Below are 25,749 nucleotides of genomic sequence, written 5' to 3'. Positions count from 1 at the left end.
ATAAATGTAGAGGCGTTAATAAATAGCTTGGGTAAATCTTATCAGGAAATTTTTAATGAAGGTCTGATTCCTTATAAGAGTAAGCCTAGAGGAGATTCTGGTGACGATTATGTATCGTTAGATATGCAGAAAGAGGGGATATTTCTGGCTTTTAACCGGGCCAGTAAGAAATTAACACATGTTACTCTGACATTGATCGATGAAGAACGGCCCCGTTATGTTTACCCAAATCAATTGCCATCCCCTCTGATTAATTCAATGACGCGTGCATTTAGTTCCTACCGATATCAACTCATCTCATAATGTTCCATATATTGGATATTAATGCTGTTAAAGTCTATAATGTCTTTTTAATAGGACATTAGCATATAAGGTTGTGATTGATATGTAATGTGCTTATAATTGCTCATTATAGATAGTAACGGTTTTAATGTGTCATTTTTGGAGCGTTATGATGTTACATGAAAAAACAGCTTTAGCAATTGCAGAGGAATTGGGAGAACGCTTGAAACAAGCTCGACTAAACAATGATCTGACTCAAGCTGAAATTGCTGAACTTTTAGGCGTCACAAGAAAAACTGTACTGAATGCTGAAAAAGGTAAAGTCCAATTAGAGATTTTTGTTGCCATTATGGCCGCGTTAAACTTAACCGAACAATTAGATCTTTTTCTTCCCAAACAAAGTATATCTCCTATCCAACTCGCTAAACTTCAAGGAAAAAAACGACAACGAGCATCTGGTCTTAGAAAAAACAAGATTGAAGAGGATACACCAGAATGGTAATGGAAGTTATCAACGTAATTTACAATCAGCATAAAGTTGGTGCGATGAGTTTTGACCCTAGTAAAAATTTGGGCTTATTTCAGTACGACCCCAACTTTATCGTTAAAGGGATCGAACTGTCTCCGCTGAAAATGCCTTTGACAAATAAAATCTACAGTTTTCCAGAACTGGACTATAACACGTTTAAAGGACTACCTGGATTGATTGCAGACTCACTACCAGACGACTTTGGCAACGCTGTACTCAATGCATGGGTTGCAGCTCAAGGTAAATCTCCTAACGACATTACACCTTTGCAGCGACTTCAATATACTGGGAAAAGAGGGATGGGGGCTCTTGAATACGCACCAGCAACCAAAATAAGAAACCTTAGTTCCTCAAAACAAGTAGAAATAGATTCATTGGTTTCTATTGCCCAAGAAATTCTTGACTCTCGTGGCAATTTTACTGCTGAGTTGGTTAATAATGGTCAGGAAGATCGCGAGGCCATGATGTCACTACTTTCCGTAGGTATGAGCGCTGGCGGAGCCAGACCCAAAGCTATACTAGCCTTTAATGAGGACTTCACTCAGGTTCGCTCTGGTCAAGTTAAAGTCCCTAATGGTTTTATTCACTATCTTATGAAATTTGATGGTGTCAGTGAGCACAACAAAAACCAGGAAACCTTTGGTGATCCACTAGGCTTTGGAGCGATGGAATATGTATACCATTTGATGGCAAAAGATTGCGGTATAGACATGATGCCCTGCCGATTACTCCATGAAGGCAACAGGCGTCACTTTATCACACAGCGTTTTGATCGTCTGGGGAATAAAAAAATCCATGTTCAAACATTAAATGGACTTGCTCACGTTGACTATAAAAAACCAGGTTCTTTCTCCTACGCAGAACTTTTCTTTGTTGCCAGGCAGCTAAAACTATCGGCTAAGGCTGCTGAACAGCTACTAAGAAGAATGTGCTTTAATATCATTGCTAGGAATCATGATGATCACGCTAAAAACTTCGCGTTTATATTAAAAGGCAAAAAATGGGATTTGGCACCGGCCTACGATTTGGCCTACAGTTATAAGCCTGACAGTAGATGGGTAAACAGTCACTGGATGAGTTTAAACGGTAAAAGAGATAACTTCACTCGGCAAGATTTTTATTCATTGGAAAAACTAAGTCCGTTGTTCACCAAAAAAATGGTCAATGGGATTATTGAGGAAACCATAGAAAAAGTCTCTACTTGGAGTAAGATAGCCGCTGATTTTGGTGTACCAAAATCGTTGATTGATCTAGTTGATACAAATTTGAGATTGAATATCTAATATTGAAATCCTTATTTTCAAAAACAAGCTATAAATATAAGCAGCTTAGGAGTTGTTGTTAAAAAAGCCCTGCATTACAGGACTTTTGTGTAAGGGGCTTGATACAGATGGGGATTATGTGTTTGCCGATGCTGATTTATCAGCTTGAGCCTGTTTCCGGCTCTTCGGCCTCCTGTTCAGCGGTCTGACCATTACTTTCGTTCAACTCTTTGGCTGACGCGGCAGCATGACTCTCCAACGTGGATGCCATTTTGCAAGAAATTGGACTATTTAATTATATCGATATAGAAAGTGATGAAGAATAATTATTTACTAACCTGGGCATAGAACCTATATAGATTATTCCAACTCCTTTCGAATCATGTGGTGTAATTTTATCAATAAGCCCTAAAGTATCCTATATGAATTCTCATATAATCCAGAACTCTATTCCAAAGAAGCTATTGATAGTTTACTCCGATATTATGAGTGATTAATTAATGCCATTGTATCTGGTCAGGAAAAATAAAATATCAGTTGTTTTTGTGATTGGGATTTTTATTATTAATATTTTTTAGATGCAGATTTATATTAATAACAGGCAAATAGTTAATGAGTAAATAGAATGTTACTATTATCTTTTTAAATGGTTATTAATTTTGGTGTGATTTTTATATTTCTCATCTATTAAAAAAACCTTCATATTTTCTCACTGTTTTTGATAATAAAATCAAACAACATAGCTAATGATTTTCGATGCCCATATGCTAACATGATTAGAAATTTGTTATTTTGAAATTACGGACATCATAAATAATCACTTAATAAATAATTTGATATTATATTTTCAAGGAGATATATGAAAAATGCAGTGCAAATTGTGAATGAGGCTTTAAATCAAGGAATTACTCTGTTTGTTGCTGATAATCGATTACAATACGAAACCAGCCGTGATAATATTCCAGCGGAATTATTCAATGAATGGAAAAATTATAAACAAGAGTTGATCGATTTCCTGAGCCAGATCGATGCAGAAGAAGAAATTCAAACATATCAATTACAGAATATCCAACGTGATGGCAATGCAGAACATTATCCACTCTCATTTGCTCAACAACGCCTGTGGTTTATCGACCAACTTACCGAAGGTAGCCCTCAATATAATTGTCCCGGATATTTGAGATTACGGGAACAACTTGATTTCAACGCTTTTAAGGCTGCGGTAAAAACGTTGCTTGAGCGTCATGAGGCGTTACGTACCCATATTAAGATTATTGATAATGAGCCACGGCAAGTCGTAGCACATTCCTATGATTTACCTATTATACTACATGATCTGACCGCATTCTCTGGAACTGAGCAAGAATCTCAAGTCAAAAGATTCAGTAAAGAAGAAGATAACTTGGTTTTTAATCTCAGTACTGATTTGATGTTGCGTATTCGCCTGATAAAGCTGGCTGAAAATGATTATGTAATTATTTATACCATTCACCATATTGCCTGTGATAGTTGGTCAATAGAAATTTTTATTAATGAACTTATCACCCTATATCGCGAGTATCATAAAGGAGAAATATCCCCATTACCGCCACTTAAAATCCAATATACCGATTATGCTCAATGGCAACGAAATTGGCTGCAAGGTGATATTCTGAAAAAACAACTGGATTATTGGCAAACTCAGTTATCAGGTATTTCTCCGCTTCACCGTCTTCCACTGGATAACCCACGACCAGAGAAACAGAGTTTCGAGGGGCATCTTAGTGAGCAACGTATTTCAAAGGATCTGACACAAGAAATAAGAGCATTATGTCACCAACATGAAGTCACGCTATTCATGTTTCTGGAGACAGCCTTTGCCGTATTGTTGAGTCGTCACAGTAATGAAAAAGACATTTTGGTCGGAACACCACTTGCCGGGAGAAGGCACCATGATATTGAGCCTTTGATTGGTTTTTTTGTTAACTCTCTGGTGATCAGAACAGATTTATCCGGCCAGCCTACTTTCAGTGAGTTATTAAAACAGAACAGTCGTACTATCCTGGATGCTTATGCTCATCAAGATCTGCCATTTCAAATGCTGGTGGAAAAACTGAGTCCGGGGCGAAACTTAAATTATAACCCTATATTCCAAATCGCGTTTACTCTGGAGAATACTCAGCGTGATACGACACTGGCGCGGGATAATAATATTGAACTTGAAGAACGTCTGCTGCTGAAAGTCCGATTTGATTTGGAAATTCATGTTTATGAAGAAGATGGAGGATTATCCCTGCTATGGGTTTATGACAGCAGCTTATTCAGAAATATAACTATTGAAAGATTAATCGCCAATTATGAAACCTTGCTTGCTAATATTGTTAGTGTAATGAAGCCATGTATTGGTTCCGATCTAATATACAGGGAACCCTCTGTCCATGATATTCCACTATTAGCAGAAGCTGAAATACACACTTTATTACATGAATGGAATGGCCTACAGGATTATAGCCAGCATAGCGGCTGTTTTCATGAACTGTTTGAGGAACAAGCTGCCCGATATCCCGAAAAAATAGCAGTTATTTTTGACGGCAATTCATTAAGTTATCGGGAGCTAAATAAACAAGCTAACCAACTTGCTCACTATTTGATAGAACAAAAGATCAAACTAGAAGCATTGGTCGCGCTCTGTATTCCTCGTTCAATACGCGCTGTAGTCGCGCTACTGGGGATTATTAAAGCAGGGGGAGCTTATTTGCCGTTAGATCCCAGTTATCCGAAACTCCGTCTTCAATATATGTTGGAACACAGCGAAGCTGAGTTCATTCTGACCGAAACAAATCTGATAGAAAAACTCCCAATCAGCCAGCAGAAAGTCGTCTGTTTGGATACGGAGACAATGCAATCACAATTGCAGCACATGCCTACGGACAATATCGCTGAACGCCCATTCCCAATAACGGAAAATAATCTGGCTTACGTCATTTATACCTCTGGTTCTACCGGTAAACCAAAAGGGGTTATGTTGGAACATAAGGGGTGGGTAAATCTGGCACTTTCACAGGCGGGTTTATTTGGTGTTGATTCATATAGCCGGGGATTGCAGTTCGCTTCCTGGAGTTTTGATGCCATGATCTTAGAAATATCTATGACATTGGCGTATGGAGCCGCGCTTTATTTAATTTCAGAAACCCAACAGCATAGCCCTGAATATTTGGATGAGTTAGTTGATAAACACCAGATTACCCATGCTGTATTACCGCCGGCTTTGCTGCCTTATCTGGACTTTAACAAATGGCGTTCCGTTTCAACTTTACTTTTAGCGGGGGAAGCAGTACCACCACAAATTGCTGTCCGTTGGTCACAGGGTAGAAAACTGTTTAACGTCTATGGCCCGACAGAGTGTACTGCCATTGTGACTGCGGGCTTATTAACTGATGACAAAATTACGATTGGGAAACCATTGCCCAATACCGTTATCCGTATTCTTGATCCATCAGGTAATTTAGTGCCTATTGGTGTTGCGGGGGAATTATGTATTGGCGGCATCCAACTGGCACGTGGGTATTTGAATGCTCCTGAAACAAACGCAACGAAATTTATTACTGATTTGAAGGATAAATCTCAACGTTTATACCGAACAGGAGATTTAGCCCGTTGGTGGCCTGATGGTAGTGTGGAATTTATTGACCGGATTGACTCTCAAGTCAAGATTAGAGGATTTAGGATTGAATTAGGAGAAATCGAAACAGCATTGGTCGGACATGACGCCGTAAGCAGTGCTGCGGTTATTACTTATGGGAACGATAAGAGATTGATTGCTTATGTTTGTCCAACCAAAGACTGGCTGGATAAAAAAGGGCTGAAATTTAATACCGATAACCCTTCTCAATCCTCCGATATTAAAGCTGAACTTTCAGAACAACTTGAATCAGCACTGAAAAAACAATTACCAGAATACATGGTTCCAAGCCTTTATATTCCGCTAGAGCGAATGCCACTCACGTTAAATAACAAAGTGGACAAAAAAGCGTTGCCTATTCCAAATGAAAATGATTTCCGACAACAAGGTTATGTCGCGCCAAGAAATGAAGTGGAAGGAAAAATCAGTCAGTTATGGCAAGCAGTGTTGGGCGTTAGTCAAGTCGGCATTTATGACAACTTTTTCGTGCTGGGTGGTCACTCTCTTCAAGCAACCCGCCTTATCAGCTTAATACGCAATGATCTAAACATTGAAATACCGTTGAGCAGTGTCTTTGAACATCCAACACTTGAGCGATTAGCACGAATCGCCACGATTTATCAGGTTAAAGAAAAAAGAAAGCATCTCCAGGCTGGGCAAGAGACAACACAGGAACTATTGGAAGGCAATATATGAAAAATGCGGCACAGATTATCAATGAGGCTTTAAATCAAGGGATTACTCTGTTTGTTATTGATAACAAACTGAAATATAAAACCAGCCGAGACAGCATTCCTCCGGAACTTCTCAGTGAATGGAAGCAATATAAACAAGAATTGATTGATTTCCTCAAGCAAATCGATTCAGAAGAGGATACGGACGCTCACCGACTGCAAGGTATTCCGCGTTATGAGCGTGCGGAACATTACCCACTTTCATTTGCTCAGCAGCGTTTGTGGTTAATCGATCAACTTACCGAAGGCAGCCCTCAGTATAACTGTACAGGTGATTTCAGATTGAGAGAGCCGCTCAATCTCAAAGCTTTTGAGGCTGCAATAGCAACATTGCTTGAACGCCATGAATCGCTGCGTACTTATTTCAAAATTATTGATAATGAGCCACGGCAGGTTATCGCTACTGCTTATGATTTGCCGATTACCATACATGATCTGTCCACACTTTCAGAATTTGAGCAGGAACAACAGCTTAAACAACTCGGTGAGCAAGAGTGGAAACAAGCTGTTAATCTCAGTACTGACCTGATGCTGCGTATTCGGTTGCTAAAATTAACAGATGATGATTATTTTATTCTCTATACGATTCATCATATCGCTTGTGATGGCTGGTCGCTGGCAATCTTTATCAGCGAGCTGCTGACATTATATCGCGCTTATTGCCAAGGCGAGGGTAATCCTCTGCCGCCATTACCAGTTCAATATACTGATTATTCCCAATGGCAACGGGATTGGCTGCAAGGGGATATTCTGCAAAAACAACTGGATTACTGGCAAAACCAATTATCAGGTATTTCTCCCCTTCACCGTTTCCCACTGGATAATCCACGACCAGAAAAACAAAATTTTGAAGGGAATGTTCATCCACAACGTATTTCAAAAGCTTTGACCCAAGAAATTCGAGCGCTGTGCGCCAAACATGAAGTGACGTTATTTATGTTTCTGGAAACGGCTTTTGCTGTGTTGTTGAGTCGTTACAGTAGTGAAAAGGATATTCTGGTTGGCATGCCGCTTGCAGGCCGAAGACACCGTGACACTGAGGCTTTGATTGGATTTTTCGTCAATTCATTGGTGATAAGAACGGATTTATCCGGTCAGCCTACATTCAGTGAACTATTAAAACAGAATAGTCGTACGATCCTGGATGCTTATGCACATCAAGACCTGCCTTTTGAGATGCTGGTGGAGAAAATCAGTCCAGAACGGAATTTAAATTATAATCCTATTTTCCAGATCATGTTTGCAGTACAGAATAATCAACGAGATACAACGCTGGAGCAGGATAGCATTGTTACATCTAAAGAACGTTCCCTGCTGACCACCCGATTCGATTTGGAAGTCCATATTTATGAAGAAGACGAAGGTGAGTTATCCATTGGATGGATCTCTGACACCAGTCTGTTCAGAAATGCGACCATTAACAGATTAATCGCCAATTACGAAATTTTGCTGACTAATATTGTTGATGTGATGAAGCATCATGCTGGTATCAGCGAGCCGTCCGTTCATGACCTTCCATTATTGGCAGATGCTGAACGGAATACCTTACTGCATGAATGGAGCGGGCCACAAATTCCTTATCCGACCGGGAAATGTTTCCATCAACTCTTCGAAGAGCGGGTATCACAATACCCTGAAAAAAATGCACTGATTTTGGGCGATGACACCCTGAGCTATCAGTCATTAAATGAGCAAGCTAACCAATTGGCGCACTATCTGCTTGAACAAGGGATTATACCGGACACGTTGGTCGCACTTTGCATACCAAGGTCATTACAAGCGGTTGTGGCATTATTGGGTATTCTTAAAGCGGGTGGCGCTTATGTACCGTTAGACCCCAGTTATCCGAAAGCCCGCCTCCAATATATGTTGGATCACAGTGAAGTCGAATTCATCCTGACCGAAACTCATCTGGTTGAAAAACTGCCAATTAGCCAGCAGAAAGTGATTTGTCTGGACACAGAGATAGTCCAGTCTCAGCTACAACATATGCCTACGGATAATATTACTGAGCGCCCACTTCCGCTCACGGAAAATCATCTGGCTTATGTGATTTATACTTCCGGCTCTACCGGTAAACCGAAAGGGGTGATGCTGGAACATAAAGGGTGGGTTAATCTGGCATTCTCGCAAGCAGATTTATTTGGCATTGACTCACATTGCCGGGTGTTGCAGTTTGCCTCCTGGAGTTTTGACGCCATGATCTTAGAGATGTCTATGACATTGGCCTATGGCGCAATACTCTATTTGATTTCTGAAACCCAACGGCGTTCCCCTGAATTGCTGGATGAAGTGGTTGAAAAACATCAGATAACTCATGCTGTGTTACCACCCGCGCTGCTTCCACATCTGAATTTTAACAAATGGCGTTCTGTCTCAACTTTGCTTTTGGCGGGTGAAGCAGTACCACCGCAGATTGCTGTTCGTTGGTCACAGAATAGAAAACTGTTTAACGTCTATGGCCCGACAGAATGTACATCCATTGTCACCACAGCGTTACTCACTGACGAGAAGATTACGATTGGAAAGCCTTTGCCTAACGTTGTGATGCGTATTCTTGATCAGGAAGGTAATTTGGCTCCGATGGGCGTTATCGGGGAACTGTATATTGGCGGCGTTCAGTTAGCACGTGGTTACCGAAACTCACCGGAAATCACAGCAAGGCAGTTTATCCGAGATCCATTCAGTTCACATGTAACGGATGGCAGGGAAAACAGGCTTTATCGAACTGGCGATTTAGTACGCTGGACACCGGATGGTCAGTTAGAATTTATCGGCCGGGTTGACTCTCAGGTTAAGATCCGCAGTCACCGTATAGAGTTGGGTGAAATCGAGACAGTTTTGTCCGGGCATGATGCTTTAAGTAGTGCTGTTGTGATCGCTTATGGTCAAGATGAAGACAAAAAACTCATTGCGTATGTTTGCCCAAGTACAGAGTGGTTAGGTGAAAAAGCGGTTGAGTTTAACGCAAGCAGCGTTGAGAACTGGACAGAAATTTTTGATGAGCAGTACCGTCAACCCACAACGGATAGTACTCGAAAAGAGAGCGTTCAGAACGGTGATGCAGTCGCATCAGACAGTGATTTTGGCGGCTGGATGAACAGTTATACTGAACAACCGATTGTCCTTGAGCAAATGGAGGAGTGGTTAGCAGGAATCATGCACAGGATTAAAGCCTTGCATCCTCATCGCTTACTGGAAATCGGTTGTGGTACCGGATTATTGCTGTATCGCTATGCTGAACAGTGCGAATCAGTGGTGGCGACCGATATTTCGGCTGAGGTTTTAAATCGGCATCAACATATTCTGCAACAACGTGGCTGGTCACATGTGCAGCTCAGAAGAGGAGATGCACTCAATTTAGGAACATTGAGTGCTGATGAATTTGATACTGTCGTGATTAACTCTGTTGTCCAATATTTTCCCAATGTTCAATATCTGGAAAAAGTACTTGAACAGTTAATACCGGCGGTTGAAGCGGGTGGGAAAATTTTGCTGGGAGATATCCGCAATTTAGATTTATTAACCGCCCATGCTACAGCGATAGAGCAAAGTCATCTTAACGGGCAGCGTATTCAGGTAGGGACGCTGGCGAACCGTATTCAGCGGCGTTTACAACAAGAACCCGAGTTTTTACTTAGTCCAACTTATTTTGCCCAATTACCGGAGCGTTATCCTGAAATTGGCCGGGTTGATATTCTGGTTAAACGTGGCATCGGCGACAATGAAATGTTGCGTTATCGTTACGATGTCATATTGCATAAAAGAGATGAAAACACCAAATCTTGTCATGAATTACTGTTAAATTGGCATAATTTCGATTCTTTTGAAAGTCTGCGTAATTTGTTGCAGATGGGCGCAGAGGATATATTGGGTGTTTCAGGTATCCCCAACGCCAGAATTAAAGATGACCTCACTTTGGCAGAAGGGCTGCGCCATTGGTCAGCCAATCAGATGGTGACGCCGCCAGAAAATGCCGGCTGTTTCTCCCCACAGGCATTACAACAGGTTCAGGAATTCGAATCCTTACTGCAATACGCTGAACAATGTGGTTATCAATGCGGCGTCACGTGGTCACAACAGCAACCTGATTTGCTGGATGTGATTTTTAGTCGTGGAGAGTTACCACCGGTACAAGCACGTACTAACTACAGTCAAACCCATTTAGCTAATTATCCGCAAATTTCGGCCATTAGTGGGGAACTTTCAGAATTACTCGAATCCGCACTGAAACAACAATTGCCAGAATATATGGTTCCAGGTCTCTATATTCCTTTGGAACGAATGCCACTCACGTTAAATAATAAAGTGGATAAAAAAGCATTACCGATCCCAAATGAAGACGATTTACGCCGACAGAATTATGTGGCGCCAAGAAATGAAATGGAAATTAAGATCGGTCAGTTGTGGAAGCGGTTATTGAATGTCAGTCAAGTTGGCATCTATGACAATTTCTTCACATTGGGTGGACATTCACTACAGGCAACCCGCCTTATTAGTTCAATACGTAACGAATTAGAAATAGAAGTTCCGTTGAGAAGTGTTTTTGAACACCCGACACTTGAGCAGCTATCACAGATTGTCACTATTCATCTTATCAAAGAAAAAAGAAAACATTTCCAGGCTGGGAAAGAGACAGCGCAAGAACTATTGAAGGGTGAGATATGAGAAATGCCGCGCGAATTATTAATGAGTCTTTAGAGCAGGGAATTACTCTGTTCGTTACTGATAACCGTTTACAATACGAGACTAGCTGCGGCAATATTCCACCAGCCTTGCTCAGTGAATGGAAACAACATAAACAGGAGTTGATTGATTTTCTGAACCAGCTCGATTCAGAAGAGCAAACTCATCACTTTTTGCAAGATATTCAGCGTGATGGCAAAGCGGAACATTATCCGCTTTCATTTGCTCAACAACGACTATGGTTTATTGATCAACTGGATGGAGGAAGTCCCCAATATAACTGTATGGGGGATTTCAGGCTGCGGGAATTCATTAACATAAAGGCGTTTGAATCAGCCGTTAAGGCATTACTTGAACGCCATGAAGTCCTGCGTACCTATTTTAAAATCATCAATAACGAACCGCGACAATTTATTGCCGCTGATTATGATTTACCGATTACACATCATGATTTATCTGAGTTGTCTGAAACTGAGAAAAACGATCAGGTAAAACAACTTAGTAAGGAAGAAGAGAATCTGATTTTTAACCTTAGCGCGGACCTGATGTTGCGCATCCGGTTAATAAAATTGGCAGCAGATGATTATCTTATTATTTATACGATACATCATATCGCCTTCGATGGCTGGTCGATGGCAATATTTCTCCATGAATTTTTCACGTTATATAAAGCTTATAGTCAGGGTAAAGTAAATCCGCTACCGCCGCTGAGAATTCAATATGCCGATTATGCCCAGTGGCAACAGGGTTGGCTGCAAGATGATGTGCTGAAAAAACAACTGACATACTGGCAGAATCAGTTAGCCGGAATTTCATCCGTCCACCGTGTACCGCTGGATAATCCACGTCCGGAAAAACAAAATATCGAGGGGCGGCTTCATCTACAGCGCATTTCAGTACATCTTACCCAAGCAATCAGAGCATTATGTGCCAAGCATAAAGTTACACTATTTATGTTCTTGGAAACGGCTTTTGCCGTATTGCTGAGCCGCTATAGTAATGAAAAAGATATTCTGGTTGGAACCGTTATTGCTGGCAGACAACATCCTGATATTGAACCTCTGATCGGTTTTTTTGTTAATTCATTGGTTATCAGAACAGATTTATCCGGTCAGCCGACGTTCAGTGAATTATTAAAGCAAAACAGCCGTACCATCCTGGATGCTTACGAACATCAAGATTTGCCATTTGAGATGTTGGTGGAAAAGCTCAGCCCGGAACGAAACCTAAACCATAATCCCATTTTCCAAATCATGTTTGCAGTACAGAATAACCGACGTGAAGCAATACTGGGACAGGATGATATTATTGAACTCGGAGATAATTTATTTAGAACAACCCGGTTTGATTTGGAAATTCATGTTTTTGAAGAAGAGCAGACAGGCGAATTATCTATAGTATGGATTTCAAATACCAGTCTGTTTTATAGCAGTACCATTGAAAGATTTATCGCCAATTACGCAACCTTGCTTTCTGGCATTGTTGAGGTAATGACAGATGATTCAGTCAATAAAGAGCCCTCCATTCATGAACTCCCATTATTATCAGAAGCTGAAAAGCATACCTTACTGCATGAATTAAATGGGCCACAGAACCATTACCCACAAGGGCGCTGCTTCCATGAGTTGTTTGAAGAACAAGTAGCGCTGAATCCTGAAAAAACCGCGCTGGTTTTTGGTGAGGAAAGCTTAAGTTATCAGGCAGTTAATGCTCAGGCCAATCAATTGGCGCATTACCTGATTGAGCAGGGTATCCAACCAGATATTCTGGTTGCAATTTGCCTTCCCCGGTCGTTGCAAACGGTGATTGCACTGCTGGGTATTCTCAAAGCGGGTGGCGCTTATGTGCCTTTGGATGCCAGTTATCCGCAAGCCCGCCTGCAATACATGCTGGAGCACAGTGGGGCTGAATTTATCCTGACCGAAACACCACTGGTTAATAAATTGCCTATCAGTCAGCAGCGCGTTATCTGTCTGGATGTCGAAACGGTACAGTCATATGTGCAAAACCTGCCTACCGACAATATCGTTCATCGTTCAGTGCCCCTGACAGAAAATCATCTGGCCTATGTTATTTATACCTCTGGCTCTACCGGCTGGCCAAAGGGGGCGATGCTGGAGCACAAGGGTTGGGTGAATCTGGCACAAGCACAAGCCGCGTTATTCGGTGCGGATGCTGATATTCGCGGGTTGCAGTTTGCTTCCTGGAGCTTCGACGCCGCAGTGTTGGAAATGGCGATGACCCTGGCCTATGGCGCCACACTGTATTTGATTTCAGAAACACATCGCCGCTCGCCTGAATGGTTGGATGAGATAGTTGAAAAACACCACATTACCCATGCCGTACTGCCACCTGCGCTGTTGCCTCATTTGGATTTCAACAAATGGCGCACAGTTTCAACCTTGTTGCTGGCAGGGGAAGCTGTGGCGCCGCATATTGCTGCGCAGTGGTCGCAGGGCAGAAAGCTGTTTAACGTTTATGGCCCAACAGAGTGTACTTCGATTGTGACTTCCGCCTTATTAACAGCAAATAAGCGAGTGACGATTGGAAAACCGTTGCCGAATACCGTGATGCGAATCCTGAATTCCGACGGTAATCTGCTGCCTCTCGGGGCTGTCGGGGAACTGCATATCGGCGGTATTCAACTGGCACGGGGGTACCGTAATGCACCGGATATCACGGAAAAACAGTTTATCCGTGATCCTTTCAGTACCAACCCGGCAGACCGACTTTACTGTACGGGTGATTTAGTACGCTGGACGCCGGAAGGTGAGTTGGAATTCATTGGCCGCCGGGATTCGCAGGTTAAAATTCGCAGCCATCGCATTGAATTGGGGGAAATCGAGTCTGTGCTGGCGGGGCAGGAGATTTTAAGTAATGCAGCCGTGATCGTTGATGGTCATGACAGTGAGGAGAGGAAACTCATTGCTTATGTTTGCCCGAGTGCGAATTGGCTGGCGGAGAAAGCGGCCGCTTTTAATGCAGATTACAGCCAAACGCATTTAGCTGATTATCTGCGACTTCCTGCTATTAGAGGAGAACTTGCAGAGCTACTGGAATCCGCCTTGAAAAAACAACTGCCTGACTATATGGTGCCCAGTCTCTATATCCCATTGGAGCGTATTCCACTGAATTTAAACAATAAAGTGGATAAAAAAGCGTTGCCTATTCCAGATGAAAATGACTTACGTCGTCAGGCTTATATCGCGCCGAGAGATGAAATCGAGGAACAACTCTGTCAATTATGGCAAGAACATCTAAAAATCAATCAAATTGGTATTTATGATAATTTCTTCTCACTCGGTGGTCATTCACTCTTAGCAGTTAAAATAACCGCTGCTATAAGAAATATGTTAACCAATCATTTCAGTATGCATGAGTTGTTTGCGAATCCAACCATTGCTCAGATTGCCAGTGTGATTCGCCACAGTTATAAACACGAAATATCCGCATCGAAGACAACCCTCAATATATCTGATCACAATACATTTGATGGAAAAATGCCTATTTCATATTGTCAGAAAATGTATTGGTATTTTGTTCAAGAAGCGTTGTTGGAGGACAGTTTCCACGTACCCGTTACTTTACTGATGGAGGGAGAACTGAATCACGGTGCGTTGGAAAAAAGTTTAAATACCATCTTGGAACGACATGAAAGTTTACGTTTTAAGTTTTATCAAGAAAATGAGCAGATTTTCATGCAGCCTGATAACAATATGAAAATCAATCTTCAAGTTATTGAAGCGTTACCAAGAGGAATCGAGAGAGAACAAATTATTATTGGAATTAACAAGCTCTGGGAAGAGAAATTAAGAACACCTTTTGATGTTTATAATGGCCCGTTAATCAAGACATTCCTACTGCCTGTTTCGGAAACAATCACGGTATTATTGATTGATGTACACCATATTATCTCCGATGGATGGTCTATCAATATCATTATGAATGAGTTTAAACAGTTATATACCGCTTATTCACAGGGGCAAGAAAACACATTGCCACCCGTTGCCATGCAATATTCTGGTTATGTTTATGAGTTGCAAGAAATCCATGCGACTGAGGCGGCTAAAAAACAAATTAAATTCTGGCAACAACAATTTGCTGATGTTGAGCCAGAACGCGATTTTCCAGTTTCTTTCAGAAAACATCTGGTTTCAAAATATCGGTCTCATGCCCGTCATATCAAAATACCTGATTCGCTGGATAAAGCTGTTTTGCAATATTGTGAAACTCATAAAATCACACCTTATATGTTATTTATGGCTTTGTTCCACACTTCTCTTTTTATGCACTCCGGTGAATCACAACATATTGTCACCTCGCCAAAAGCTGACCGAACTCGCATAGAAAGCCATCAAACAATAGGATTATTCTTAGGTGACTTGATAGTAAAATCCAATATCAATAAGGAAATGAGCCTACAAGGAATTATTAAGCAGGTTAGCCAGTCTATTCATCGCGCCATAGAGAATTCTAATATCCACATGTCTGTCGTGATTGACGTGGTGGGAGAAAAGGCGAGGGAAGGTATATTTAACGTTCTGTTTAACTATTTGGATGCACAAAATTTCTATGATTTTATCGACGTGTCTAAAGATGAAAAATTATCATTGCCAAATCTTGATGTGAAAGTGATAGATACCGAAATAATTCCTTTTGAATCACTTGGGATGAATTTTTTATACATGCCACAAAATATCAGTTGTGAACTCAATTACAACCCGGAACTGTATACAGAAGCAGTCATTGATAAGATGGCTACATATTATGAACGATTGCTAAATGTCATCGTATCCGGCCAAGAAAAAGAGAGTATCAGCCAGTTTTATAGCTAGATTTTTCTGAAACATAAAGAGATTGGCCTCAGGGATGAGGCTAATACATATAAGATTATCATCACACACGTTCAGGTAGCGGAATATATAGGAGTTAAGTTGCTGATGGTTTCTTACATAGAAAATAATATTAATAAAGCTGACATAGGTACTTTTTATCTGTTGTGCCTGAGCAATCCCCAGATAACGTTTATAACTTTGGTCAGATTACCCGATATCTTTACTATGAAGTTTGATTAAGATATCAGGTATTGAGATTAACGTATTATGCGATAGTAATTTTGAGATTTACTCCACAAGCTGCTGCATAGCGCTCAAGTGTTGCAATACTTGCTTTCATTGGGTTTTTTTCAACCTTAGCTACTGCCGGTGGGGTAATTCCTAGTCGTTCGGCTAACTGTGAACTATTAATACCTGCTTTCTGTTTCATGCTTTGGATTAGTTCGTAGAGTTCTTCTTCCTGTTTAGCTGCTTCATAAGCGGCTTGAGCTTTGGGGGATGAGAGGGCTTTCGCCTTCACTTCTGAAAATGGAATACCCTTAACTTTCATCTGTCATTTCCTCTAATCTTTGTAATGCTAGTTTGATTTCTGCCGGTGGAGTCTTCGGGGTTTTCTTTATAAATGTGCGAAGTATATAAATTCTTCTTCCCTTGGCATAAGCAAAAATTGTTCTGGTGATGTCTTTGTTGCCTACTCTCAGTTGAAATAGCCCGTCTCTTAGCGGCTCTGTTGTCGGATACCTCAACTTGTTCCCTTCAGCTTCTAGCTTAATTATACATCCACTAAAACGGCGCTGAGCCTATGATTCAAGTTACGATATTTCAGTAGCAATCGTAGCGGTGAGTGTTACATCAAATTGATTTATCAGTTTATGATTGTCAAATCTCTTTTGATTTATGTATCAAGATCTGTGATAGGATTTGGGATATTCCAATCAATATCAAGAGGTTGTATGAGCCATAAAGCTAAATTGTTTATGGATGGGAAGAGTCAAGCGGTACGCCTGCCAGCAGCTTATCGGTTTGATTCTGATAAAGTTTTTATTCGAAAAGATCTTAAGACAGGAGATGTAATACTATCCTGTAAACCACACGACTGGGCCGGATTTTTTGCGGCATTGAAGGGAACAACTATACCCAATGATTTTCTGAGTAAAGATGAGCGGTGTCAGCAAGAACAATCTTGTGACCCATTCGAAGGATGGAAAGAGTGAGCGCCGTAAAAATACGGCGCTGTTATTTGAAAAAAAGAAACTATTTCAGCTTGGCAAAGCAGCGAGCGGCCGCATCAACAGTACGCTGAATATCTTCATCAGTGTGAGCGATAGACATAAAACCCGCTTCAAATGCGGAAGGCGCTAAATAAACCCCTTCATCAAGCATCAGGTGGAAGAAATGTTTAAAGCGCTCAATATCGCAATTCATCACATCCTGATAGCAAGTGACGGTTTCTGCATCAGTAAAGAAAATACCGAACATCCCGCCAACATGGTTGATTACCAAAGGAATGCCTGCCTCTTTTGCTGCTTTCGTCAGGCCAGCCGCCAGATTATCTGTTAGTTCAGTCAGGCGTTGATGAACGCCAGGTTGAGAAACTTCTTTCAGACAAGCAAGGCCGGCAGCCATCGCAATCGGGTTGCCGGATAGGGTTCCTGCCTGATAAACAGGGCCAATTGGCGCTAATTTCTCCATCACTTCATAACGCCCGCCGAAAGCGCCAACGGGCATACCGCCGCCAATGATTTTGCCAAGGCAAGTTATATCGGGTTCGACACCGTAATAAGATTGTGCGCCGGATAGGGCGACGCGAAAACCGGTCATCACTTCATCGATAATCAACAAAGCGCCGAACTCATCACACAATGCGCGTAGACCGGGCAGGAATTCTGGTTGTGGCGGTACGCAGTTCATATTACCGGCGACAGGTTCGACAATAATACAGGCGATCTCTTCGGGATATTGTTCAAACGCTTTTCTGACTGAATTTAAGTCGTTATAGGTACAGGTCAGTGTATGTTTAACGAAATCAACCGGAACCCCAGGCGAGTTTGGTTGGCCGATGGTCAGGGCGCCAGAACCGGCTTTCACCAGCAGACAATCAGCGTGGCCGTGATAGCAACCTTCGAATTTGATGATCTTATCGCGGTTGGTATAACCACGAGCCAGACGGATAGCACTCATGGTCGCCTCGGTGCCTGAGTTAACCATGCGCACCATATCCATCGATGGCACCAGTTCAGTCACCAATTGCGCCATTTCCACTTCGGCGGCAGTGGGGGCGCCAAAACTTAATCCTTGCTCTGCGGCTTTGATAACGGCATTGCGGATAGCGCTGTGGTTATGTCCCAGCACCATTGGCCCCCAGGAACCGACATAATCGATATAGGCTTTACCATCAACATCATAGAGATAAGCGCCATCAGCATGTTTGATAAACAGCGGAGTACCGCCAACGCCATTAAATGCACGTACCGGAGAGTTGACGCCGCCGGGAATAAGTTGCTTTGCCTGAGAATAGAGGATGTCGGATTGGCTCATGAAAGGCTCCTGAATCTAGTTTTAAGTGGATTTGCCGTTTGCCCCACGGATTATAATGCTCTTAGAACGATAATTCCGGGTTTATTCTTTACGTAATCAAGAAATGGTGAATCGACAACTTTTTTATTCGCAGCAAGTGAGGATGCATTCCTCAGCATTGGGCCATGATCCGTCATAATAAAAATCCCTGTATGTGTGACATCCAGCCCGGCAAGATGGGTATATATTCCAATATAATCGCCCGTTTTTAAGTTCTTAATAACGGCATCATTGACCTTATCCCCTGGAATATATTTGATCTCTCTTTTGGTGACACCCAGTCCGGGGATATATTCGCTACCATCAGCCTTTTTATTCAGGTTTTTTGTGATTGTTATGTAAGAAGAACTTATTTCATCTGTTACATCTTTGGCATTTAATTTTTCTCTGGTTGACCAATCTGTAAAAAAGTGTTTTCTTTGTAAAAAACTAATCTTTCCATCGATATATCTTGTCTGGATGAGATTTTTTACAAAATCATTTTGGTCGCTGGATTTCCTTAGCGATTCTACATAATCAATGAAAGTAAAACAGTCTAACCCGTTAAAATCTATCACTAATTTTTCAGGTTCAGTCGGGGAACCAATAAGTTTGTTTGCGGCATAAGGTGTGCCCAGGAATTGATAAGAGACGTTTTTTATTATTTCACCTGGATTATCTTTATTTCCCGGTTTTACCTGGTTGTCTATAATTTCATTAATTTTTTTCGCGGTATAGCTGTCAATATCGGCTTGTTTGCTATGAGTAGCACAGCTTGCCAGCGCGGCAACAAGCATCAGTGGTAACATTTTTCGCATAGGAACTCCATGTGATTACTTTGAAAAATATTCAATAAAGTAACTAATCATGATGATAAATCAATATTTTTCCTTCTTATTGCTAATTGATTGACTAAGGATTTAACTATAGTGACGGCTTAATGTCCTTTGGGGCTATCGTAACAGGCTGGCAATAGTAAGCTACAGGTGTGATAATTTTTTGGCGGTTGGTGTGTTGTCAAAATGACAAAACTTGAACGAACCAATCAGGTATTGGATAATCCGAGTTATTAATGATCGGCAAATTTTTGTTGTCTTCTAAATATCTTTGCCGGGTTCCAGTCTGGAGTAAAAATGATGAGCGATGATATCGCATTACCTTTGCAGTTTACGGATGCTGCCGCTAACAAAGTGAAAATCTTGGTTTCGGATGAAGAAAACCCAAACTTGCGTTTACGGGTTTATATCACCGGTGGAGGATGCAGTGGCTTCCAGTATGGTTTTACCTTTGATGATCAAATAAATGAAGGTGATATGACCATTGAGAAGCAGGGGGTGGAGTTGGTTGTTGATCCGATGAGCCTGCAATATTTGGTAGGTGGTTGTGTGGATTATACCGAAGGTCTGGAAGGTTCACGTTTTATCGTCACCAACCCTAATGCGAAGACAACCTGTGGTTGTGGCTCTTCTTTCAGTATTTGATTCTAGGGAATATCCCGCGATGACAGGTCTATGAATGTTATTGCGGGATATTCCTGTCATCTTTCAAATAATTTTGATTTATCAGGAACCATCATCGTTCAATTGCTGGCATAGCTGTTCGGCTGCCAGAATGATGCGCGGTCCCGCGCGATGAAACCAATCTTCATGTAATGTAATCACTTTGGCGCGTAATTGCGGATGCCAGAAATTTTCAATTAATCTGACCTGTTCTTGCCCGCCGCTGATAACAATTATCTCAGGTTTCCTGATGAGTACTTGCTCCCGACTGACTTGGGGCCAGGGGACGGGGCTGTCGGCAAAGATATTTCTGCCGCCACAAATTGAAAGCACTTCACTTTGCAGTGTTTGTCCTGAAGCGGTAAACAGAGGATAAGTGCCGAATTGTAAAAAGACCGGTTTGGGGGTTGTAGTAGCGGCATATTTTTGTTGCAAATTGGCAAATCGTTGACGAAGTTCAGTCGCGGATTTTTTTGCTTTTTCTGGGTGAGGACTATATTCAGCGAGCCGTTCTAAATCCTGCGCTATCTGTTCGGTGGTGGAGGGATCGGAATAAAATATTTTAATGCCAAAAGCAGCAAGTTGTTCCAGTGGACGTTGGGGATTACCTCCGCGCCATGCCAGAATCAGATCAGGTTTAAGAGTAATAATGCGTTCCAGATTGACGCCTTGCCAGTTAGCTACTTGCTCAAGTTTACGGGCTTGAGGGGGATAATCAGAGTAGGCGCTGGCGGCAATTAAATTGTCACCTAACCCGGCGGCGTAGGCTAATTCAGTGGTTGACGGCGATAAACTGATTACTCGTAAGGGAGCGGCATACAGAAAATGGCTGAAACTACTGAGAAACAGTAAAAGCAATAATCCAATTGAACCCGTGCTTTTTATCCATTTCATTAATGTGCGCTCTTTAAAACATTAAATATGTCGCCGGCAAACACGCCCGAAAATATTAATCAGGGCGTGTCAGTAATATATTATTTATCTTGACTCAGCGTTGTCAGCATTGCGTTGACCATCAATGTAGATTGACGGGCTGCCACGGCAAGAAATTCATCAAAGCTGATATGAGATTCTTTATCTGCCACATCGGAGATAGCACGCACAACGACAAACGGAGTGTTGTATTGGTGGCAGACATGCCCTATCGCTGCGGCTTCCATTTCTACCGCGGTCACTTGTGGGAACGTCGCCCGGATACGCGCCAGTGGTTCCGCGCCATTAATAAAGGCATCGCCGCTGCAAATCAGCCCATGTACTGCGTTCAGATTCAGTGAATGAATACACTCTTCCGCCAGAGCAATGAGTTGCTCGTCCGCCACAAAAGCCGGAGGACATTGCGCCATCTGACCGGGTTCATAACCAAACGCGGTGACATCAGCGTCATGATAGCGAACTTCGCTGGATACCACGATATCACCGACTTGTAGCTGCGGATCAAGGCCGCCGGCTGATCCGGTGTTAATAATCACATCAGGTTGACAATGTTCAAGCAGCAAAGTTGTGCCAATTGCGGCAGAAACTTTACCAATACCGGATTTTAACAGTGCGATCTCCACGCCGTTGAGCTTACCGGTATAGATTTCGCAACCACCTCGTGACAGTGTTTGGCAATCTTCAATTTGATCGCGCAGTAAAGTCACTTCTTGTTCCATAGCACCTATCACGCCTACTTTCATGATGTCATACTCGCTGTTGATTAATTAATCATATAAAATCATCTCGTGTTTGAGTTTAACATTGAATTCGGAACAATCAGATAATCTGTGATGTAAAACAGTGCTATCTCACAAGTCGGGGGATAAATGTCCGGGATAGACTTTAGTCAGAAGCTTAACTATCAGCGTAAATACCGTCAGTATCATATTGATCCTAATGATGAAGAACAGGTTATTCGCCAGTTTGAAAGCGATCGTGGGCGGATTATGAATTCAGCGGCTATTCGCCGTTTACAGCAAAAAACACAGGTTTTTCCGCTGGAAAATAATGCCGCTGTCCGCAGTCGCTTGACGCATTCATTAGAAGTGCAACAGGTTGGACGCCATATTTCAAAAACGATTATTAATGAATTGAGAACGCGTAATTTGCTGGCCGATTACGGGCTGGACAAACGGCTATTATCATTTGAAAGTTTGATTGAAATGGCTTGTTTAATGCACGATATTGGTAATCCGCCATTTGGTCATTTTGGTGAAGCGGCAATTAAAGATTGGTTTGCCAGAAAACTCGACCTTAATTTTTCCCTGGAAAATATTAAGCGGGAAGATCAATGTGAAATATCCGCATTGCGTTTGTGTGGCGATGTGAAAAAAGATCGCTTTCGTCGCCAGTTGCGTAAAGATCTGTGTCAGTTTGAAGGGAATGCTCAAGCTATCCGAATGGTGCATAGCTTATTAAAACTCAATCTGACTTATGCCCAAGTTGGCTGTATTCTAAAATATACTTGTCCTGCTTTTCGTCTTGAAGAAACACCAAATCAATTTAATTACTTGATGAAAAAACCGGGTTTTTATTGGTCGGAAGCGCATTTTGTGCGCGAATTACGTCGTGAGCTTAAAATGGGTGAATTTTGTCGCTTCCCACTGACTTATATTATGGAAGCGGCAGATGATATCTCTTATTGCATTGCTGATTTGGATGATGCTGTTGAAAAAGCGATTTTCAGCGTCGATACCCTGATGGGATATTTGGAACAGGAGTGGCAAGAAAATGGCGGTCATCGGACCGGGGATCTATTCGACGTAACGGTCAGAAAGGCGTACAAGGGAATTCACGGTAACGAATTACGTCGAAGTCAGCAGGACCAATTTTTTATGTATCTGCGGGTTTATATTACCGGCAAACTTGTGCCTTACACTGCTCGTCGTTTTATTGATCATCTGCCGGCTGTTTTTGAGGGTTCATTTAATCAAGCGCTACTTGAAGATAAGAGCGAGGAGCATCGGTTACTTAGAACATTGAAAAACATTGCTTGTAAGAGAGTGTTTAATCATCCAGAGATTGAAAAATTAGAGTTGCAGGGATACCGAATCATCAATGGGTTATTGGATTTTTATTATCCGTTATTGAAGATGTCCCGTCAGGATTTTGTGGAACTGAACCAAAACAATTTCCACAAAGATTATTTCATGGAAACCCGGCTGCTACACAAACTTTCCACCAAGCATCGTCTCGCTTATGGTGAAGCAGTAGAGAAAATTGTTGCCACTGATCAATCTGAAAAAGAGCTGATAGAGTTCTATTATCGCGCTCGTCTTATTCAGGATTACATCAGTGGCATGACAGATAATTATGCTTATGAAGAGTATCGCAAATTTATTGTGTGTAATTGATGTTCTCGCCGCTACTCAATATTTTTTTGGCGGCGATAAGGACATGATCAATTTCATCTGCTAGTTCCAACAATTCGGGTTCTATATCTGTTAATTGAACGCCTTGTTGTAATTGTTGTTCAATTAATTGGCAGAGGGCTTTAAGTTGCGGCACGCCGCTATAACAGCAGCTACCGTGTAGTTTATGGAGCTGCTGCTGATAATCTTCCACCGTTTCCCCTGACAAAACTTTTTCTGTGATTGTTTTAATCGTTGGCAGTAAATCTACCAACATTTGCAACATATCTATAGCTAGCTGTTCTTTTCCAATTGCCTGTTGTAGCGCTAATGACCAGTTAATATGTTGTGATTTTGGCGTCTTAACGTAGCGATTTAACACCGATCTCAGGCGATCTTCATCAAGAGGTTTGGTCAGAAAATCCTCAAATGGCGATTGATCTGTATCGTTCTTTGGTCGGCAAGTATAGGCTGTAACCGCAATGATCGGCGTACTGCGGTGTTGCGGTAGCTGGTGGATGCGGTCGGAAGCACAGATGCCATCCATACCTGGCATATGAATATCCATCAGAATAACATCAAAATGGTGAGCGGTTACTGACTGTAAAGCTTCTTCTCCACTGCTACATAGCACGGTTTTTTCCACGATTTCTTCCAGTAATGAGCCTATTAGTTTGAGGTTAGCTGGATTATCGTCAACGGCCATGACGGTCATCGGTAAACGTGGGGGATGGATAAGCGTCTTTTGTGGTACAACCGAGCCGGTTAGAATGAAATCGTTTTTTCCTAGCCATAAATCAAAACGGAAAACAGAACCTTTTTTCGGCTCACTGGTAAAACTGATATTTCCGCCCATTTCTTGGATCAGTTTCCGTGTAATAACCAGACCGAGGCCGGTGCCGCCATAACGGCGGGAAATACTGGCATTTGCTTGATGAAAAGCCTGAAATAGATGAGGTTGCTGTTCAGGGCTGATACCAATACCTGTATCGCTGACCGTAATCTCTAAATTGATTTTATGGTGCTTCTGTTGTAGCAGATTGATATTTATCTCCACAGAACCTTGGTCAGTGAATTTAATCGCGTTACCGATGATATTGGTGAATATTTGCTGGAGGCGTGTAGGGTCGCCTACGACCAGATTCGGTATTTGGGGATCAACATGGTGAGTTAGCTGAATATTCTTACTTTTGGCGCTGAGTGTCAGTAACACCATAACTTCATCAATCGTATCTTGTAGCAGGAATGGAATGCTTTCCAATACCAATTTATCTGCTTCAAGTCGCGAAAAATCCAATATATCGTTGATAATGTTCAGTAGATGATTAGCGGAACGCTCGATAATATACAGATATTCAGTTTGCTGTATTGTTAAAGGTGTTTTCAGTGCTTGGCGGGTGAAGCCAATGACGCCATTAAGTGGTGTGCGTAATTCATGAGACATGTTTGCCAGAAATTCCGTTTTTATTCTAGCTGCTTCTTGAGCGCGTTTTTTCGCTATTGCCAGCTCAACATTCTGAATTTCGAATTGCTCCATTGTCGCCCGAAGATCTGACGTTGCCTGATAAATATCGTTTTGCATCTCTTCTTTATAGCTGGAGAGCGATTTGGCCATTGCGTTAATGCCATTCTTCAACGTATCTAATTCACCAAAATATTTCCCATTGACACGGCTGTTTAATTGTCCTTGGCGAATTCTATCGACAGTACTGACGATATCGCTGATAGGCTTGGTGATCTTACGAACCAAATGGTAGGCGAACAGCGATGCCCAACCAAGGCAAATGAGTAATAGTAATATAAAAATAACGATTTCTTTATATTGCTGTAAGTGAGCGGACCGTAAATCGAGATCAATAGCGATATAACCAATCGGATGTAAAGATGGGGCGTCGGCATGCTGTTGATTCTGAGACAAATAGTGTTCTGAAATAATGGGTATGCGTAAAATAATACTATTTTTAACCTCTATTTTTGTCAGGGTGGTTGGCAGCGGCATATCTGGCGAGATCTGTAGTTGAGCTGCATTGTATTTATAGTTTGATATATCAAATAGTTGATTATCATCATTAAAAATGGCAATCGCCCGAACTATCTCAGAGTTTCTGCGATGAAGCCGGGTTATCAATGAGTTGACACGTTCACGGTTGTGCAGGTTTATGCCAATTTCACTGGCGATGGAAAGGGGTTCGATAATGCTGATCCCGGATCGAACAATTTGATTTTTCAGTTCACGATAGTGATAACAGAGGAATGAGATACTGAAAAACATGCCAACCAGTAAAATGGGAACCAGGATCAGGCTCATCATGCGGATGCGTAAGCTATATTTGGTCATAATCGTCCATTGTGGGAAAATAAGAACTTAATAATTCATAG

15 protein-coding genes and 1 pseudogene are annotated in these 25,749 nt (G+C 41.8%); 9 read left to right on the top strand and 7 right to left on the bottom strand.

Annotation, left to right across the window (positions count from 1 at the left end; translation table 11 throughout):
• The 6 genes from EAE93_RS16945 to EAE93_RS16920 form a co-directional block, all read left to right on the top strand.
• On the top strand, window positions 1-303 hold a 303-nt coding region (locus tag EAE93_RS16945), incomplete at its 5' end, for a DUF6392 family protein (RefSeq protein WP_332009262.1).
• 151 nt (window positions 304-454) lie between these two features.
• Complete coding sequence (locus EAE93_RS16940; protein WP_036808186.1) at window positions 455-784, top strand: helix-turn-helix transcriptional regulator; 330 nt, start codon at window positions 455-457, stop codon at window positions 782-784.
• Window positions 778-2,094 carry a type II toxin-antitoxin system HipA family toxin gene (locus EAE93_RS16935; RefSeq protein WP_036808183.1) on the top strand — a complete coding sequence of 439 codons (1,317 nt, stop codon included), beginning with the start codon at window positions 778-780 and terminating at the stop codon, window positions 2,092-2,094. The genes EAE93_RS16940 and EAE93_RS16935 overlap by 7 nt, the downstream gene beginning before the upstream one ends.
• 838 nt (window positions 2,095-2,932) lie before the next feature.
• Window positions 2,933-6,430 carry a non-ribosomal peptide synthetase gene (locus EAE93_RS16930; RefSeq protein WP_214040182.1) on the top strand — a complete coding sequence of 1,166 codons (3,498 nt, stop codon included), beginning with the start codon at window positions 2,933-2,935 and terminating at the stop codon, window positions 6,428-6,430.
• Entirely contained in the window at window positions 6,427-11,136 is a 4,710-nt protein-coding gene (locus tag EAE93_RS16925) for a non-ribosomal peptide synthetase (protein WP_214040181.1), read from the top strand. Before EAE93_RS16930 ends, EAE93_RS16925 begins: the two co-directional genes overlap by 4 nt.
• A complete protein-coding gene (locus tag EAE93_RS16920) occupies window positions 11,133-15,989 on the top strand; it encodes a non-ribosomal peptide synthetase (RefSeq protein WP_214040180.1) in 4,857 nt (1,618 codons plus the stop codon). The genes EAE93_RS16925 and EAE93_RS16920 overlap by 4 nt, the downstream gene beginning before the upstream one ends.
• A gap of 265 nt (window positions 15,990-16,254) precedes the next feature.
• Here the strand turns inward: EAE93_RS16920 and EAE93_RS16915 are convergent, their stop codons facing one another.
• Together EAE93_RS16915 and EAE93_RS16910 are read right to left on the bottom strand one after the other, a co-directional pair.
• Complete coding sequence (locus tag EAE93_RS16915) at window positions 16,255-16,539, bottom strand: helix-turn-helix domain-containing protein (RefSeq protein ID WP_214040179.1); 285 nt, start codon at window positions 16,537-16,539, stop codon at window positions 16,255-16,257.
• Window positions 16,529-16,774 (bottom strand): annotated as a pseudogene (locus tag EAE93_RS16910) (type II toxin-antitoxin system RelE/ParE family toxin); the annotation flags it as partial. The gene EAE93_RS16915 and the pseudogene EAE93_RS16910, both read right to left, overlap by 11 nt.
• A gap of 168 nt (window positions 16,775-16,942) precedes the next feature.
• On the opposite strand from EAE93_RS16910, the gene EAE93_RS16905 reads away from it, so the two are divergent.
• On the top strand, window positions 16,943-17,203 hold the full coding sequence (locus EAE93_RS16905; RefSeq protein ID WP_214040178.1) for an antitoxin: 261 nt from the start codon (window positions 16,943-16,945) through the stop codon (window positions 17,201-17,203).
• 40 nt (window positions 17,204-17,243) lie between these two features.
• Here the strand turns inward: EAE93_RS16905 and hemL are convergent, their stop codons facing one another.
• Window positions 17,244-18,527 carry a glutamate-1-semialdehyde 2,1-aminomutase gene (gene hemL, locus EAE93_RS16900; RefSeq protein ID WP_036808175.1) on the bottom strand — a complete coding sequence of 428 codons (1,284 nt, stop codon included), beginning with the start codon at window positions 18,525-18,527 and terminating at the stop codon, window positions 17,244-17,246.
• Between the two features lie 50 nt (window positions 18,528-18,577).
• Window positions 18,578-19,363, bottom strand: coding sequence for a DUF1460 domain-containing protein (locus EAE93_RS16895; protein WP_214040177.1), 786 nt, complete (start codon window positions 19,361-19,363; stop codon window positions 18,578-18,580).
• A gap of 318 nt (window positions 19,364-19,681) precedes the next feature.
• Between EAE93_RS16895 and erpA the strand changes: the two genes are divergently transcribed.
• On the top strand, window positions 19,682-20,026 hold the full coding sequence (gene erpA, locus EAE93_RS16890; protein ID WP_036781943.1) for an iron-sulfur cluster insertion protein ErpA: 345 nt from the start codon (window positions 19,682-19,684) through the stop codon (window positions 20,024-20,026).
• 81 nt (window positions 20,027-20,107) lie between these two features.
• Here erpA and btuF read toward each other — a convergent pair whose 3' ends face one another.
• Both btuF and mtnN read right to left on the bottom strand, forming a co-directional pair.
• Window positions 20,108-20,938, bottom strand: a complete 831-nt coding sequence (btuF, locus tag EAE93_RS16885; RefSeq protein ID WP_214040176.1) for a vitamin B12 ABC transporter substrate-binding protein BtuF — start codon at window positions 20,936-20,938, stop codon at window positions 20,108-20,110.
• Between the two features lie 80 nt (window positions 20,939-21,018).
• On the bottom strand, window positions 21,019-21,720 hold the full coding sequence (gene mtnN / locus EAE93_RS16880; protein WP_214040175.1) for a 5'-methylthioadenosine/S-adenosylhomocysteine nucleosidase: 702 nt from the start codon (window positions 21,718-21,720) through the stop codon (window positions 21,019-21,021).
• A gap of 126 nt (window positions 21,721-21,846) precedes the next feature.
• Here mtnN and dgt point away from each other — a divergent pair, with 126 nt between their 5' ends.
• Window positions 21,847-23,373: a dGTPase gene (dgt, locus tag EAE93_RS16875; RefSeq protein ID WP_214040174.1), complete on the top strand. Its 1,527-nt coding sequence runs from the start codon at window positions 21,847-21,849 to the stop codon at window positions 23,371-23,373.
• Here dgt and EAE93_RS16870 read toward each other — a convergent pair.
• Window positions 23,357-25,708, bottom strand: coding sequence for an ATP-binding protein (locus EAE93_RS16870; RefSeq protein ID WP_214040173.1), 2,352 nt, complete (start codon window positions 25,706-25,708; stop codon window positions 23,357-23,359). The two genes, dgt and EAE93_RS16870, sit on opposite strands and share 17 nt — an antisense overlap.
• Window positions 25,709-25,749 lie beyond the last annotated feature (41 nt).

The sequence above is a fragment of the Photorhabdus akhurstii genome (assembly GCF_018448925.1).
Taxonomy (GTDB): Bacteria; Pseudomonadota; Gammaproteobacteria; order Enterobacterales; family Enterobacteriaceae; genus Photorhabdus; species Photorhabdus akhurstii.
Note: the sequence above shows the minus strand (reverse complement) of the source record. Positions and strands in the feature narration are given on the sequence as shown.

Bases quoted from the DNA above. Each gene is read 5' to 3' on its own strand.
- EAE93_RS16940 (WP_036808186.1), top strand. From the start codon at position 455: ATGTTACATGAAAAAACAGCTTTAGCAATTGCAGAGGAATTGGGAGAA.
- EAE93_RS16935 (WP_036808183.1), top strand. From the start codon at position 778: ATGGTAATGGAAGTTATCAACGTAATTTACAATCAGCATAAAGTTGGT.
- EAE93_RS16930 (WP_214040182.1), top strand. From the start codon at position 2,933: ATGAAAAATGCAGTGCAAATTGTGAATGAGGCTTTAAATCAAGGAATT.
- EAE93_RS16925 (WP_214040181.1), top strand. From the start codon at position 6,427: ATGAAAAATGCGGCACAGATTATCAATGAGGCTTTAAATCAAGGGATT.
- EAE93_RS16920 (WP_214040180.1), top strand. From the start codon at position 11,133: ATGAGAAATGCCGCGCGAATTATTAATGAGTCTTTAGAGCAGGGAATT.
- EAE93_RS16915 (WP_214040179.1), bottom strand. From the start codon at position 16,539: ATGAAAGTTAAGGGTATTCCATTTTCAGAAGTGAAGGCGAAAGCCCTC.
- EAE93_RS16905 (WP_214040178.1), top strand. From the start codon at position 16,943: ATGAGCCATAAAGCTAAATTGTTTATGGATGGGAAGAGTCAAGCGGTA.
- hemL (WP_036808175.1), bottom strand. From the start codon at position 18,527: ATGAGCCAATCCGACATCCTCTATTCTCAGGCAAAGCAACTTATTCCC.
- EAE93_RS16895 (WP_214040177.1), bottom strand. From the start codon at position 19,363: ATGCGAAAAATGTTACCACTGATGCTTGTTGCCGCGCTGGCAAGCTGT.
- erpA (WP_036781943.1), top strand. From the start codon at position 19,682: ATGAGCGATGATATCGCATTACCTTTGCAGTTTACGGATGCTGCCGCT.
- btuF (WP_214040176.1), bottom strand. From the start codon at position 20,938: ATGAAATGGATAAAAAGCACGGGTTCAATTGGATTATTGCTTTTACTG.
- mtnN (WP_214040175.1), bottom strand. From the start codon at position 21,720: ATGAAAGTAGGCGTGATAGGTGCTATGGAACAAGAAGTGACTTTACTG.
- dgt (WP_214040174.1), top strand. From the start codon at position 21,847: ATGTCCGGGATAGACTTTAGTCAGAAGCTTAACTATCAGCGTAAATAC.
- EAE93_RS16870 (WP_214040173.1), bottom strand. From the start codon at position 25,708: ATGACCAAATATAGCTTACGCATCCGCATGATGAGCCTGATCCTGGTT.